The organism is bacterium, assembly GCA_016716565.1.
Classification (GTDB): domain Bacteria; phylum Bacteroidota; class Ignavibacteria; order Ignavibacteriales; family Ignavibacteriaceae; genus IGN2.
This window is the reverse complement of record JADJWC010000003.1, coordinates 583868-601203: the sequence shown is the minus strand read 5'-3', so window position 1 is coordinate 601203 and position 17336 is coordinate 583868. Positions and strand designations below refer to the sequence as shown.

Below are 17336 nucleotides of genomic sequence, written 5' to 3'. Positions count from 1 at the left end.
GAATTATTTTTTACCAGATACAAATCGATTTGTAGTTTGTAAATAAAACCCTAGCTGTATTTTATTTGACAGGGGATTTAATAATGTGAAAAATATTTTTACTTACTTCAACAGCAACATCTTTTTAACTGATAAAAACTTATCAGTTCTCAATTTGTAAATATACATTCCGGTTGCGACATCCTTTGCATTCCACTGGTATTGATATCTTCCAGCTGTCAATGATGTGTTAACCAGTTCTGCTACCTTTTCTCCCAATGCATTGTAAACAGAGAGCTTCACATTTGCCACATCTTCCGGCAATGAGAACTCTATCACTGTGCTTGGGTTGAATGGGTTCGGATAGTTCTGCTCCAATGAGTAGACAGTTGGTAACATCTCTCCGCTTACCATCAGTTTCTGTATTGTTGCGTTACTGATCACTACATCCTCACCTGACTTCAGGTTTGTGTTCAACATCTTTCCGCTTTCATCCATCAGCCTGATATCCATTCCTTCTACTCTTACTGTTAATGGATATACTACTCCGCTCATATCTATCGCCTTTATCGAACTGTTGATATCTTCTGCTATCCTTCCGCTTTCGTATCTGATGTCAAACATTCCTGCCGGTGGTGCCGGTGGTAAATCATATTGGCTCAGATCAACCTTACCTTTAACAGAATATAGTGTGTAGTTTGTACCTGTTGCGTCAGAGATTTTTATTCTTCCCCAATTTTCAGGAAAATATTCTGTCACTGATCCTTTTGCCATTGTCTCTGGTATGATAATTTGTCCTGCACCTGTCAGCTTTATCCAGTAACCATAACCAGGATTGAGTGTTGTAGCTACCTGGTATCCGCCTGAGTATGCATAGATCGGTCCACTCTGTAATCCCGGAGGATTTGTAGTTACAATACCTGCTGTTGCTGCTATTTCATAACCACCGAACAGATTCCATCCGCTGGCTCCTGCTATCGGATCGTGTGCTACTATCTGTATTCCGCCTGCCGGCCATTCATCTCCTGTATTATAGGTTCTGGCACCTGCGTGTTTCATCCAATATCCAATTCCAGGTACTGCATCTGTTACTGATTGATATCCGCCTGCATATCTGAATACGTTTGCACCCGGATCTCTGAACGCCCACCAGGTATTTACGTTCTGATCGGTTGGATACAATCCTGGAATTGAAACCATATTCCAACCATTCTCAATTTCAACTGAACCTTGAAAAGTTGCCGGAGGAGGTGGAAAATAATTTATTGCATTCAAAGCATTCAGGATTCCCCATCCATAAAGATTATCAGGATTGCTACTCTTAGAGGCAGTATTTCTCATAGCTTCCCTGACCTGCATAGGAGTCAGATTAGGATTAGCACATAATATTAACGCAGCAACACCGGCTGATAACGGACAACTGAAAGAAGTTCCACTTGCTGTTGTATAGGAATGATCACCATAAGGAGAAGCAACTACATTACTTGATCCACGAGCCATTATATCAGGTTTGATTCTTCCATCTACCGTTGGTCCAACACTGCTGAACGATGATCTGCTTCCTGTAGAAGTTACTGCCCCGGCAGTTATCACGCTATCACCATCGGCTGGTGCGCCAAGTGTATTATGAGAAGAATTATATCCTTCGTTTCCCGCAGAGTTAACCACAACAATCCCTATATATGCAGCATAATCGGCACCATTAGTAATGACGGTTGTATTTCCATCCATATCCATCCAGGTATAACTTGTATACGGAGGATCAAAACCAATATATCCCAGAGAGGTTGAAGTAACATCTACTCCAATGCTGTCAGCCCATTCCATTGCTGCAATCCAGTGATCTTCTTCTATAGGAGTTTCGCTCTCAGTATTTTCTGTTTTAGCTAAAATATAATCTGCATTGAAAGCGGGTCCTATTAATTGTCCTGGTGCAAATCCTCCAATATTCGAAAGTGTCATTGTTCCATGTGAACCTTCTCCCATATCATTCTGGTCACCGACATTCGGATCGTTATTAACAAAATCCCAGGCTGCAATTATATTCATTGATAAAAATGCATCGTGACTCAGACGATTAAATCCAGCATCCATTACACAAATAGTTACTCCTTGTCCTGTATACCCAGAATCGTGAACCGCTGGAACATTTATTTGTTGAAGTTGTGAATATGAGTTTCCATAATCGTAGCTATGTATTCCTTCCGGTTGTATTAATTTCGTTTGAATTTCAGGGGAGTTATCAAAATCCTGCTCTGGTTTGTTTCCACTTTTTAAACTATAAACTATGTCCATTTTTTTAATGAAAGGTAATGATGCAATCTCTTCCAATTGATACTTGTTTGCTTTACCGCTAACTGCATTTAACCATTTTGAAGTCCACCTGACTTTGAAGCCATTTGATCTAACTTGAGAGATATAATTCTGATTTACAGGAAGATCCCTAATTGTTAGTAGATTAGAATTGCCGAAAACTTTTGTCCTTCTGTTTAATGATTTTTGACTTACAACTAGTGCCGGATTGTTGAAATAAAAATTATTTTCTGGTCCCTTATCATTGAAATAAACCCAGATTAGAATTTCTTCACTCGAAGACGATTCACTCAATTTTAATTCAAGTGCCTTAGAAAATTTATTGATTTGTGCCTGCACAACGACATTTGAAAAAGAAAACAACAACAAAAACAATACAACAATTTTTTGCATTATGAGGCTCCAATATTTATGATAATCAGATTTTTAAGCTGTGATTTATTTTACTTTTAAAACATAAAGAATTTTACTGAGGAAATAAATCGCTCTTAATTTAATAATAAAAAACCCCCGCTTATTAAACTTGCAGGGGTTGTTGAAAGCTTTATTTGGATTTATTTCATTAGCAACATCTTTTTAACTGATACGAAATTATCTGTTCTCAATTCATAGATATACATTCCGGTTGCTACACTTCCTGCATTCCACTGATACTGATATTTTCCAGCCTGAAGTGTTGTGTTAACCAGTTCTGCTATCTTTTCTCCCAATGCGTTGTAAATAGATAACTTCACATTTGTCACATCTTCTGGCAATGAGAACTCTATCACCGTGCTTGGGTTGAATGGGTTAGGATAGTTCTGTTCAAGTGAATATATTGTTGGTAACATCTCGCCGCTTACCATCAGCTTCTGTAATGTTGCGTCACTGATCACTACATCTTCACCTGATTTCAGGTTTGTGTTGATCATCTTTCCGCTTTCATCCATCAATCTGATATCCATTCCTTCTACTCTTACTGTCAATGGATATGTTACTCCACTCATATCTATCGTCTTTATCGAACTGTTGATATCTTCTGCTATCCTTCCACTCTCGTATCTGATGTCAAACATTCCTGCCGGTGGTGCCGGTGGTAAATCATACTTACTTAAGTCAACTTCACCCTTTACTGCATACAACGTGTAGTTTACTCCAGTTGCATCTGTCAGGGTTATTTTTCCCCAATCTTCTGCAAAGTATTTTACTGGCTTTCCGTCTTTTGCTAATGTCTCAGGAATTATTATCTGTCCTGCTGCTGTCAATTTTATCCAGTAGCCATAGCCCGGCTCCAGTGTTGCTGCTACTGAATATCCGCCAGCGTATTTGTATATCGGTCCGCTCTGCAACCCCGGAGGATTCGTTGTTACATTAGCTGCAGTAGCTGCTATCTCATATCCGCCAAACATGTTCCATCCACTGGCTCCTGCTATAGGATCGTGAGCAACTATCTGTATTCCGCCTGACGGCCATTCATCACCAGTATTATAGGTTCTATTACCTAAATGTTTCATCCAGTAACCTGTGCTTGGTGTTACTTCCGTTATGGGTTGATATCCTCCTGCATACTTAAATACGTTTGCACCTGGATCTCTGAATGCCCACCAAGTATTCACATTCTGATCTATTGAATGTAATCCAGGTATTGATACCATATTCCAACCATCGTTTACATTTACTGATAACTGGAATGTAGACGTAGCTTCATATGTTGTAATTTTAATATTATCAACATACCATCCATCGAACGTCAGCGATCCATCTGATCTGAAATAAAATCTTATGGTAATATTCTGATTAACATAGTTTGAAATATCAATTGTCTCATGAACCCAGCTCAGCTGCGAACCATCATAAAGTGGTTGACCATTTGGCTGAAATGAACCAACTCCCGGATTCGTGTACAATCCTTGAAGTGCTGTCCAGGTTGAACCATTATTAGTTGATATTTGGATCTGACCATAATCCCAATCTGTTTCAATATTCCATTGAGTATCGAATTCAAGTGTAGCACCAAGAACATCCGTAAGATCTATCTGGCTATTATATTTCAATGACGAAGTGACATTGTTTGAATAACTTCCACTTGGTGAATCTGTGAAGGAAGTCGGTGGAGAAACATATTTAGCTGACGTGATATTCCATCCGCTAGTTGAAGTCCAGTTATTAATATTATTTGCTTCATCATATAATGCAACCACTTGCGAAGCAACATAGAACTGGAAGAAATTTAGCGGAGGTGTACTTCCCGGCGGATTGAACCCACTTCCTCCGGCAGGAAGAGTTTTAACTATATTTGAGTTTGCATCCTGTGCGGCCAGATAATATTGAACTATTGTTCCGAGTGATAATGAAGGAATAGTAAAATTGTAATTACCGCTTTCAGTCGGAACTCCCGTAACATCCGTAAAAGGACCAAAAGTTCCGCCGCTAATTTTTGTTCTGTAATAAATTCTTGGCGCTAGATTTCCACTACCAATTTGCAATGGGGTTTCTATTAATGCTGTTGTTATTATTGGAGTTGATTGTGAAGTTGATGCAATCGGAGTATGAATAATATCCATATTTAAGTTTAGTGCAAATGATGCAAGTGTTGCAAATGACAATTTTGCCATCTTGAAAAGATAGGGTTGATTTATATACTGGATAAGATCATTTACAGTATGATAATTAGGATGAAAATCATTATCATCTTCAATAAGCAGAATTGCACCGTAACCATGATCTAAAAATGATTGATGATCACTATATGGTTCAGCCGGAACCACATCGAGATCCAGATTAATTTCATAAAGAATATTTGCTTCAAGCATTTGGTCCTTTATTTTGCCAGTGTTTGCTACGGAGCTATTGTGAACATCAGCATTACCATCACCATTACCATCGTAGCCAATCATATCCATATTTACCACACCAAGAATTGAATCTCCTGCATTCTGTGCCTGAGTGGCGTAATACTCACTTCCAATCAATCCCTGCTCTTCTTCATCCCATAAAGCGTAGATAATTGTAAAGGGAAAATCGTACTGAGAAAAAATTCTTGCGGCTTCAATTACTGCAGCAGTTCCGCTGGCGTTGTCGTCAGCACCAGGCGCTGTTGTCCCGGAAGGCATATCATCATAGTGCGCACAGATAATATATTTTTGATTTGGAAACTCTGTTCCGCTCTGTACTCCCAAAACGTTTTTACCTGTAGTGCTAAATGACTGTATCGTAGTTGTCATCCCGTATGATTGCAGCTTTTGCTTAATATACGTTTCTGCAAGTGCATTCCCTGGTTGAAGTTTATGTCTTGATAAAATTGTTTGTGGAGTTCCATTAATTATTGTTGGGGTATTCCCGGAAAGTTCACGAACAAATTTCACCAGTGAATCCTGTATCGAAGCATTTAATATCTGTTGCACGACAGGTGATTGAGGAAAAAGATTTGAAGAAATAACCAGAAAAAAAACAAAGAAAACTATTTTTTGTCTCATAATGTTTACCCCGTAAAATTGAAGCCCTGCTTATGGGGCAGGGCTATATAATTTATGATACTATTTTACTAACACCATCTTTTTAACTGAAACGAAATTATCCGTTCTTAATTCATAGACATACATTCCGGTTGCGACACTTCCTGCATTCCACTGGTATTGATATCTTCCTGCCTGCAGTGATGTGTTAACCAACTCTGCTACCTTTTCGCCCAATGCGTTGTAGATCGAGAGTTTTACACTTGCCACATCTTCCGGCAATGAGAACTCTATCACTGTGCTTGGGTTGAATGGGTTCGGATAGTTCTGCTCCAATGAATATACTGTCGGCAGCAACTCTCCGCTTACCTTCAGCTTCTGTATCGTTGCATCACTGATCACTACATCTTCTCCTGATTTCAGATTTGTGTTCAACATCTTTCCGCTTTCATCCATCAATCTGATATCCATTCCTTCTACTCTTACTGTTAATGGATATGTTATTCCATTCATATCAATCGTTTTCACTGAACTGTTTATGTCTTCTGCTATCCTTCCACTCGTGAACCTGAAATCATACATTCCTGCCGGCGGTGCCGGTGGTAGTTCATACTGACTTAGGTCTACTTCTCCCTTTACTGCATACAATGTGTAGCTTACTCCTGCTGCATCTGTCAGTATTATTCTTCCCCAGTCCTCGGCAAAGTATTCTACTGGCCTGCTTTCCTTTGCCATAGTCTCCGGTATGATTATCTGTCCCGCGCCTGTCAACTTTATCCAGTATCCATATCCCGGATCTATTGTCGTGGCTACCTGATATCCACCTGAATACTTGAAGATTGAACCAGTCTGTAATCCACCTGGAACTGTGGTTACGTTGGCTGCTGTTACACTTAGCTCATATCCACCTATCATATTCCAGCCTGAATTTCCTGCTAGTGGTGCGTGTGCTACTATCTGTATTCCTCCTGATGGCCATTCGTCTCCTGTGTTATACAGTCTCGCTCCATCTTGTTTCATCCAGTATCCCTCTCCCGGGATTGCTGTTGCTACTTGAGTGTATCCACCTTGATACTTGAATACCTGTGAGCCTGCTACTCTATATGCCCACCACGTACCTACATTCTGATCTACTGGATGCAATCCAGGTATCGATACCATATTCCAGCCATTGAGTAAGTTTACTGATAGCTGGAAGGTGGTTAATCCGGAGCCCGGTATCCACGTATTTGCAATTCTTATACCTCCAAGTGTTAAAACTGCGGCAGTAGTTGTACCTCCCTGTCTGAGAGCTAACATTCCCAAACTCAATGCATCCTCACCCAAATCTGTCTGCGTTAATGTTGCAGCAGGTTCAATTCCATCCAGTACAGGATTTACCCACAATTTAACTTCATCATCTGTAGTTGTTCCGGCATTAAACGTGTACTTAACCGCAATTAAGTATGTTGTGTTTAAAGCATAGCTGAATGGTGTGTAAACAACATCTGTATTATTTCTTTTAGCTACACCGATCGCAAGACTGTCACCTGCATTTTTCTTTACAAATACTTTTGCATAAAATAATGAAGTAGTGTTTTCAGGACCCATGTGGAAGAAATAATCACCGTTAGCTTGTGCCGAAGAAAAATTCACCATAAAGGAAGCATACACACTTCCTGAGGTAACGCTATTAAATGCCCTATTATCATCTTCACCTGTTGTGGTCATTGCAACTGATTTACCTAATCCTGAATTAATATATCCCGAATATGATAATGGAGAATCATTAACAGGAATTGGATTTGTTCCAACACCACTGTGTGCAAGCCATCCATTATCGGTAAGAAAACTACCTGTTACATACTCAAAATTTTCTGTTAGTGGTAATGATGGTGCATTATTAGTAGCTATGCTAAATTGAGGAATAGTTCCATCAATTTTATAATTTATATTTGCGCCAGAGTTCGAGTAAGGGAAAATCTTAAAGTAATAGGTTGTTGCTGAATTGAATCCAAAAGTTTTAGTTTGAACTCCTTGAAGAACATTCTGAACAAAAAGTGAATTATTCTCTGGTATCCCATCAATCGGAACTTTAATTGAATCATAATTGAACGAGCTTCCCTTGATCAAATATCCATCTGGTGTTGTTCCACCAGCAGCATCTATCCAATTCAAAATAATAGAATAGTAAGATGGAATTCCAAGCACACCCGAAAAATTTGTCACATGATTTGTAGGTTCAGACTTGACAACAAAGCCATTGCAATTTACATTTTGAGTTGTTGCACCGCCACCAGCATTCGCTATCAATTCCCCATTGTAAGTTCCACCAAGTAATCCGGCTTTTAATCTTACATAGACAGGTGTTGCTGCTAAAGTCCCACCGGAATAAGGTACATTGACGCTTCCAGAAAAAGTGGTATTATTTAATGATACTTCGTAATTAGTTGAACCATTAACTGTGATGTTACCTGACGCAGGAGTTAAGCTGCTGCCGCTAAGATTATAGCTTTGTGACGGTGAAGGACCTGCCCCTTCAAAATAAGTGAATCCTGATAAAGTTGTTGGACTTACACTTATTAACGGAGTACCTGCAACCGGGAATATTTCAGACCAACTTGTTGCAACTCTGATTCCATCAATATTGCCGGTTGGTGTATTGGTTCCTTGCCGAATAGCTATTATTCCGATATTTGCAGGATCTGATGCTGTTCCTGAACCGGTCGGTCCAATAGTGACCAATGGTAAACCAGGTTCAGTCGTCGGATAACCAGTATCATATAAATAAAGTGTAACTAAATCATCATTCGCTAGTGCTGTACTATACGAATATTTTAATACTACTAAATATGTTTGATTGAAATTCAATACCGTATTATCATCAATACGGGTTTCAGTGGATTTAGAAAGTCCAAGACTCCATCCGGCACCGTTGCTTCGCGCAAAAACTCTTCCTCTGAACGTAGTACCAATTGGACTCGGTCCAACATGGAAAAAATAGTCAGCGGTTGGAAGTGCGGAGGTTAAGTTTAATAAAAATGATGAATAAACATTATTATCAGTTGCTACAGGCGTTGGCAGTGAACGATTTACATCACCATCATTGACTCCACTTCCACCATTAGTAAAAGTAACTGAGCCCCCAATTCCGGAAGAAAAATACGATGGATACGATAAACTTGTTGTAATGTAAGCCGGTCCTTGTGTACCACTATGTCTTACCCAATTTGTGGTCACAGCTAACAAATCCGGATTAGCCACGGTTCCATAATCAAAGTTTTCGTCGAGCATTAATTCTAAAACTGAAAGTCCAACATTTTGAATTTCCGAAGGAAGACCCGTTCCACTATCCCAGCTAAATATTCTGGTATAAGGAGTAATAGAATTTTTCCAGGTGATACTAAAAAATTCAGAGCTGAATGATGCCGCAGAGGTTTGTAACCTGAACCTATAAAGTCTTAAACTTTGTCCCGCCTGGATTACTCCATTTGAACCCGGTATGTTAGAAGATGTTCTCAATATATTTGGGCTCGTGATCAATGCAGAAGGCGGATAAGCACTCGCTGCAAAATCACTAAATCCTGGAACGAGTGAAAATGTCGGTGTTCCACCGTTGAGAAATGCTGGATCGTAAGTCCAAGCAAAACTGCCGTGACTATAAATTACACTTGATAAGCCAGTATTCTTTACAAATACATCAAATGTAAGTGAATTAGTTGACTCAAAATTTATGTTCGTGACACTTACTTCACTTTGCTGAGAAAAGAGATTGAAACTCCCCGCAAAGAATATCACTATCATAAATAAAGAAAGAATATGTTTTGGCATATCGCCCTCCGATTAGATTATTATTAATTAATGAATTTTAGTTAAGTCGATCAAACAATATTTATTGACACAATTAAAAATTAAAAAATTCTTTAAACTAAATTTTATTACACGTATTAATTTTATGTTAAAATTTATATTCATTATTCACTGGTTTTGAGAAAAATATTTTTATTACCAGAAGTTGTATACCCTGCAGGTGCTTTTCTCATCACTCCCAGAACACTATTATAAAATACAATACTCAAATCTTCTATCTCTGTAAATGCATCTCCATTTAAATCTGTATTAATATATCCTGTTGCACCAGTTACATTATCATTGAAAACCAAGTTCAAATCTGCGGTCTCAACAAAACCATCCTGATTAGCATCTCCGCCATAGATACACCATTTAGTACCTACAAGTTTTAGATTATTACCGAAAGCTTTATCCGCAGCGGTTGTAAAATCATAAATTAAATTATTCGCAGAAAAAGTTTGCGGAAGTGCACTCCAGGTTTCAACCGCATTACGATGTTGAAGTACGATATAATAAGGAATTCCGTTTGATGCATTTGTGAAACGGGCTGTTCCTTCTCCGCTGCTGTTCAGTAAAATTTTTGATTGATCCACAACTGAAAATGGAGAAACAGTATTTCTTAATTGAATGGTCACGGAATCAGGGATCATAGTAGTACCATTGTAAAATCCTTCCAGCAATGCAGTGAAAGAGGTAATTTCAAAAACATTTGCTATCTGCATTTCAACAGGAATGGTGAGTACCGGCGACAAAGGATCGTTACTGTTAATCATCACATCCATTGTGTAAGTACCAAGCGGATAATCTTCAGAGTTGAATGTTAATACAACATCTATCGAATTGCCGTTATAAATTCTTCCGCTGTTGATGTTATTCGATAACCAATCCGGATCTGCTGCAATTTTGACAGCGAGATTATTCGATACGTATGCTGAATTGTAAGCTATCTGGAGACCATCTGAACCTGTAACATTTTCAATCCCAACTGTCGCTGATGTTAGAGTTGCATTCATATTATTGTAATATATCATTATCCTGCCATTCTCATAGAGAACAACCTGAAACGTCAACGAGCCTGTTGCATCATATTTCTGCCAGTTTGTGAATTGAATATAAAATTTATCATTATCCAATAAATAATGAACTGTTCCCTGCGTTCTTCCATCCAGATCATCCCAAAACGGAGCGATAATATTATTTGGTAAACCTGTTGCAGGAATTATGCCGTTTGTAATATAAGATGACGATAATGCATTAAAACTGATAAATCCATTCGTACTCAAATAAAGATTATTAAAAAGATTTCCGTAGAACTTAAAAGGAAATCCGATAGGAATTGCATTGGTCCATCCGTCATCGAGATTACCATTCGGAAATGAAACTTGAACAGCAGATGGATTAGAAGTAATGTTATACCAGGTATATTGTGGTCCATTCGGGTCGTTACTGTCAATCCATTTATATCCAAATAAATCTGGTCCGCCCTGTCCTTCAATACTTATTCCATTATTTCCTGGCTGATTTTCCTTATCATAATCATTTTCGGAAAAATTCTCTTCTGATGATTTGGGAATTAATTTCACGTTGATAATACCATCCGGAAAAATATTATTCTCCAATGAGACTGTAAAATCAAGTGTGGATGGTAAAGTAGTTATATTAGCGATTGTAATTGAATCAATAATAGTTGACTGCTGTGATATAATATGATTAATCGATAACGGGTTAGCAGAGACTTGCGGCGCTATCCAGGTTGTACCTGAAGCTGGATTAGAAATATTAGACCAGTTGCCCCACATATCACTTGACTTAATTGAAAAATGATAATTAGTAGAAAAAATTATTCCGTTTACACTAAATGTTTCCGTTGCTCCAATTGTATCAGGTGATCCAATGAAGTTTAAAGGTGTTGCGTTATTAAATGTTGTTTCATCAATTATTGGATTTGTTGAATATCGAATATCATACTCTGTTATACCATTCACGGTTGAATCATATGGAACTGTCCATTGCAGTGTTAGTGAATTCGATGTTGGATTAATTACAGTCAGATTTACTATTGGGTCAGGAGGAGTTAAATCAGGTGTACCCAACGATAAAAATGCAGCATAAACATCAATCAGTCCTGTTCCATAAGTATTATCTTCTCCCGTTGTACCAAGATCTCTTGCGGTGTTGTACAATGCTTCAAGTATTTGCCTGCCTGTAAGACCCGGGAACGCTTGTTTTAGCAACGCGACAGCACCAGCAACATGCGGAGCTGCCATAGATGTACCGGTTGCAAGTGTATAACCACCTGAACTATTACAGGAACGAACAGATGTGCCCGGCGCGGACACTTCCGGCTTAATTAATAATGAACCTGTTCCTCCACAAACTGATGGACCACGGCTTGATGAACTTGTTATCGGATCGTTTGATCCTGCTAGCCACGATGCACCATTTATGTTAGCGACACAAAATACATTTACACTGTTTGTATTTATATTTTTTGGTTTTGTTATAGTTGAGGTTCCAGGACCAGCATTTCCTGCTGAGAATACTACAGCTATACCTGCAGCTTCAACAGCGTCAAGTGTTGTTTTATAAATTCCTGAACATTCATTCGTTACATCAGGATCATACCAGCTATTGCTTATCACATCTGGCATATCGTCCGTAGTTGCCGGATTACCATCCGGATTGATTGCCCACTGAAATGCGGCAATCGAGTTTGAAGTATGTGGACTTGAGCAAATAGTTTTTGCAGCAATCCATTCAGCATTGATAGCAACACCCACAGTATCAGCTGTTGTAATTGATCTCCCAACCATGGTTCCCATCGTATGAGATCCATGATAATCACAATCATTTGGTGTTGTGGTTCCACCTGAAGGATCGAACCATGCCTGATTATATGGAACATGGTTCCCTCTCCATTTATACTGCAGAGCCGGATGTTGAAGCTGGACACCAGTATCAATACCCATAACCAATCTTCCCTGCCCAGTAATTCCCATTGCCCAAAGTAAGTGAGCATTAATTATTTTTAACCCAGCTTCAACAGATTCAGTACCTTCAGGAGCATTTTCAATTACTTCGACTGGTTTATCTAATTCCAATAATGCATCCAGGTCCATTTGACTTACATCTAATCGCAGCATCAATTCATTGATCACATCCGTCTTAGCTTCAACTGCTACAAGATTGCTTATCCAAAAAGACTCATACCTGAATACTCTTCCCTGCACTGATCTCTCTTCCAGATAAGATAAAATATTTACTTGCGTGGTTCTCGCCTTTTCCTGCAGAGCATTTATTAAAATAAAAGCTCTTTGTTGATTCGAGACCGATTCCCTATAAAATTGTTCATCCATTGACAGAACATCCACCTGGTCCCGCAGCAGTACTAATACTTTTATATAGTCTTCAGGATTAGCTTCTGTTATTGCTTGCTGCAATCTTGAACTCACTTCTACCTGACTTAATGATAGTGATGTGTGTATAATTAATAAAAAAAGTGATAAGAGAATTGGTTTCATTGGATCCCCGATATTTTACTAAGATGATGTATATAGATTTTCATTGATTATTTTTTAAAAATTGACTTTGATATTTCGTTATGGACTCTTTCGTTCAACTCCAAGAACATTATTCCTAAATACTATATTCAAATCTTCAATCTCTGTGTATGAATCACCATTTAAATCTGTTGCTATGTATCCTGTTGCTCCATTAACGTTATCTATAAAAACTAAATTCAAGTCTGTCAACCCGACAAATCCATCCTGATTCACGTCCCCACCATAAATGCACCATTTGGATCCAACCAGCTTTAGATTATTACCAAATGCTTTATCCTGTCCTGTTGTAAAATCAAATGTTAAACTATTTGAACTGAAAGTCTGGGGTTGTGCGCTCCATGTTTCAACTGCATTTCTGTGTTTCAGGACTATGTAATATGGTATTCCGTTGACAGCATTATAAAATCTGCCTGAACCCTGTCCGTTTTCATTAAGAATCATTTTAGTCTGATCTATTAATGCATGCGGTGATGAAATATTTCTCAGCTCAACACTAACAGTATCTTCCACTGAAGATACACTATTATAAAATCCTTCAATCAGCGCTGTGAATGTTGTCAATTCAACAGAATTAACAGTGTAGTAGAAGATCTTTATATCATCCACATACCAGCCATCTTTTTCAACAGATACATCTGTTTTTAACTCAAATTTTATTTTGAACTGACTGCTTATATAGGACGAAAGAGATATCTCTTCTTTTACCCAGGTGGTTTGAGTTCCATCATAAAGGGGTTGACCAACCGGCTGGAAAGTACCCGTTCCCGGATTTGTATATTCACCCTGTAATGGTATCCATGTGGAACCATTATTCGTACTGATCTCAACCTGACCATAATCCCAGTTATTCTCAATATCAAATTTTGTATAAAATGATAAACGCGGATTTGAAATACCAATTAAATTGATCGGATTGGTTAGTGTCATGGTTATAGTTGAACTGGAAGCGTAGTTTCCTAATGGACTGTCAGTATAAGAATTAGGTGGAGAATTATATGTTGAGGTTGTTATCGCCCATTTTGGTGCTGCTGTCGGCGTTCCGGTAATTGTCCAGAGTGTATTTGGATTGTTTGTTGTATCAGCAAAAACATAAGTTGGCTTTCCAACAATCAGTTTTAAAGTATCGTTGCTCATCGGCACACCATTCGTGCTTGTAACTAATACCAGCTCTATAAGAGATTCAGCCTGTGCATTTGAAGATACTGTAAATGAAAGTGGTGATAAAACCATTGCAGTTTGACGCGAACTAATTGAATCGAATGATGCAGTACTCACTAGAACCGTTGCGTTAGTATTTAATGATGTAAGCTGAATAGAAATGTTGGTCGCAGTCGATAATCCTTTGTTCCTGAATTGAGGAGTCATCAAAATATTGTCACCCGGTAAAAAATATTGCTTGCTGTAAATCGGATTTATCATTTCAACAAAACCGCCGGCAACCCATGCATAGTATAAATTCGGGTGAACATTTTCGATTGCGAGAGGAAATATTTCCGATTGTGACGGCCAGAATCCTGTTGTTCCGACCTCAGGTGTCATTGCGAATATTTTTCCGCTGTTAAGTACAATATCACCATCATAAAAATAATCATCACTGTTCCCACGAGTGCTGTAATTGACTGTCTGCAAATCAGTTCCATAAGTATAGTTATTATAGACCGTCATATCCGAGGCATATTCTCTAAACGTTAGTGAATCTGGAGTTTCATGTTCCAATGCTCCGTATGGAAAAATCAGGTAGTTTCCGTAAGTATGATAGTTTAATGCGTTCTTAATTTTTCTCACTGCTAGAAAGTTCTTAATGTTAATAGTTTCAGGCTCTGAGAATGGTGCAGTTCCCCGATATGTATCACTTGATGGAGTTGTACTTGAACCACCGTTTGGTGCATTCCAGTAAGCATATGGTCCGTAATTTCTGTTCAAGTCAACACCATAGCTGCCGCCGTTATTTCTTCTGTTCTTGCGCCACATCCCCCCGCCGGACGGATATGTAATTCGGTTGTATTCATAACCATCAGGATTTACAACAGGTATAAAAAATAATTCCCGGTTGTTTACAAGATATTGTATAGATGCATCAGTGGAATAGTTTTCCAGCAGGTAGTACATAAAGTATATCATTTGCATCATACTTTCAGGTTCTCTGGCATGATGCAGCGCAGTGTAAAGAACTTCAGGTTCATTCTCATCAACATCGGGATTATCAGATATTTTCACCATATACATTGGTCTGCTTTCAATTGTATTACCAATTGATATTTTTGAAGTAATCAAATTCGGAAACAACACTTTCATACTGTCAAGTTCTGCGATCACTTCTGCAAGGGTGTAAAATCCTCCCATCGAACCAAAACCAAATCCGCTTACGTTCATCTCTGCTTTGCTTTGATTTATGAATGAAGACTTTTGATCTTCTGTTAATTTTGGAAGATTATTATAATAAGCATACCAGTCATCGATCAAGATTTCATATCTGAATCCTGATGTCTGCAATATGCTGAATTCATTATCATTCAGATAAACAGTAATTACATTGTCTTTAGAAAAATGCAAGTGATCAATTTCCAATCCTATATCTAATAGTACCTCAATATCAACCAGAGTATTTAAATAAATTTTGACCTGCTTATAGTTCTGTGACTGGATTGTTATTATAGTTATTAAAACAAAAAGAAGAGTAAAAATTTTTTTCATAGCTAATTTATGTTAAAGTCTTAGTTCATTATTAAGGGTTTAACTTTTGAATTCCCGAAATATTATTTCTGAATACGATATTTATATCTTCAATTTCCGTAAATGAATCTCCGTTCAAATCAGTTGGAACATATCCTGTAATACCGGAGATGTTATCTGTATAGACCAGATTCAAATCGGCTGCTTCAACAAATCCATCCTGGTTTACATCGCCGCCGTATATACACCACTTAGTTCCAACAAGCTTTAAGTTATTACCGAATGCTTTGTTCTGTGTCGTAGTAAAATCATAAGTCAAAGTATTTGCTGAAAAAGTTTGAGGTAAGGCGCTCCATGTTTCAACTGCATTTCGATGCTTAAGGACAATATAATAAGGAACACCATTCTCAATGTTATAAAATCTTGCTGCACCCTGTCCGCTGCTATTAAGAAATATCTTTGCCTGATCTACCAGTGCGAAGGGTGAAGTTGAATTGCGAAGTTCGACTGTTACAGTATCCGGCTTCATCGATGAACCATCGTAGAATCCTTCAATCAGTGTTGTAAGCGATGAAAGCTCGAGATACGGATTGTCAAATCCAAAAGTTGCATAAACTGGTAAATGGTCAGATGCATAATGCAGTGCATCAGCAACCTGCTGACTTACAACTGCATTTGGTGGTTTGTTGATTGAATCATTAAAATGGTTACCATCATTTCCGTAAGTCACAAATGAACCGGGATAATATGTTATTCCTCCAGCATTCATTATCGATTGGGACATAAGTATCATATCAAACCTGTCATCCAGACCACCAGTAGCACCGCCGTCACCTAAATTCCTGACTCTAGTTGATTGTGTGTGGTAAGAATCAAATGTTCCGTTGTTGCTCCAACTACCAACAAGATTTAATGGATCAATAAAATATCCTGATTGAGATTGGTTCAGCAGTTTCTGAAATGCTAATTCAGCAGAACTATAAATGTTAAAATCACCGAGTATGATAAAATTGGAATTTGGCGGCAGCGCATCTGTTATGATTCGCAAATTATCAATTTCTGCTGCTCTCTGAATACTGTCAGCACTTGTATCACCTGCTTTTAAATGTACTGAGTAAATAATAATTGTATCTCCGGTTGCATTATGACGAAGTCTGAATTCATTAATATCGCGCAGTGCTGTTGCGATTGGTGTATTACTTATGAAAGTGAACAAACTGGTTTTATAATAGATCGCATTGTCTGTATCAGTTCCATTAATAAAAGTTCCGGCAGCATAGCCTGATGAAACTCTGTTCAGCACTCTTATTAAAAATCCATTCACACCGGTCTGAGATGTCATTTCCTGGCAAACAAGAATATCCGGCTGAACATTTGAAAATATTGTTCTGTAATATGGATTGCGTTCTAAAGTATCAGTAAGTACCAGATTCAAAACATTATAAGACATTATTGTATGCTGGTTTTGTGAGAAGACAACACTTGTGAACATTAATAAAGTGAACAATGTTTTTGTTAATAAGCGCATTGATTACCAGTAATT

The 17336-nt window shown here is 38.1% G+C and carries 6 protein-coding genes; all 6 read right to left on the bottom strand.

Annotated features, from left to right (window positions below; translation table 11 throughout):
• Window positions 1-102 precede the first annotated feature (102 nt).
• Window positions 103-2685, bottom strand: coding sequence for a S8 family peptidase (locus tag IPM14_14745; protein MBK9099342.1), 2583 nt, complete (start codon window positions 2683-2685; stop codon window positions 103-105).
• A 161-nt stretch (window positions 2686-2846) separates the two neighbouring features.
• Entirely contained in the window at window positions 2847-5747 is a 2901-nt protein-coding gene (locus tag IPM14_14740) for a M28 family peptidase (protein MBK9099341.1), read from the bottom strand.
• A gap of 60 nt (window positions 5748-5807) precedes the next feature.
• On the bottom strand, window positions 5808-9536 hold the full coding sequence (locus IPM14_14735; GenBank protein ID MBK9099340.1) for a T9SS type A sorting domain-containing protein: 3729 nt from the start codon (window positions 9534-9536) through the stop codon (window positions 5808-5810).
• Window positions 9537-9679: 143 nt separating this feature from the next.
• On the bottom strand, window positions 9680-13078 hold the full coding sequence (locus tag IPM14_14730; GenBank protein ID MBK9099339.1) for a S8 family serine peptidase: 3399 nt from the start codon (window positions 13076-13078) through the stop codon (window positions 9680-9682).
• Between the two features lie 78 nt (window positions 13079-13156).
• Entirely contained in the window at window positions 13157-15814 is a 2658-nt protein-coding gene (locus IPM14_14725; protein MBK9099338.1) for an immune inhibitor A, read from the bottom strand.
• Window positions 15815-15845: 31 nt separating this feature from the next.
• On the bottom strand, window positions 15846-17321 hold the full coding sequence (locus IPM14_14720; protein ID MBK9099337.1) for an endonuclease/exonuclease/phosphatase family protein: 1476 nt from the start codon (window positions 17319-17321) through the stop codon (window positions 15846-15848).
• Window positions 17322-17336 lie beyond the last annotated feature (15 nt).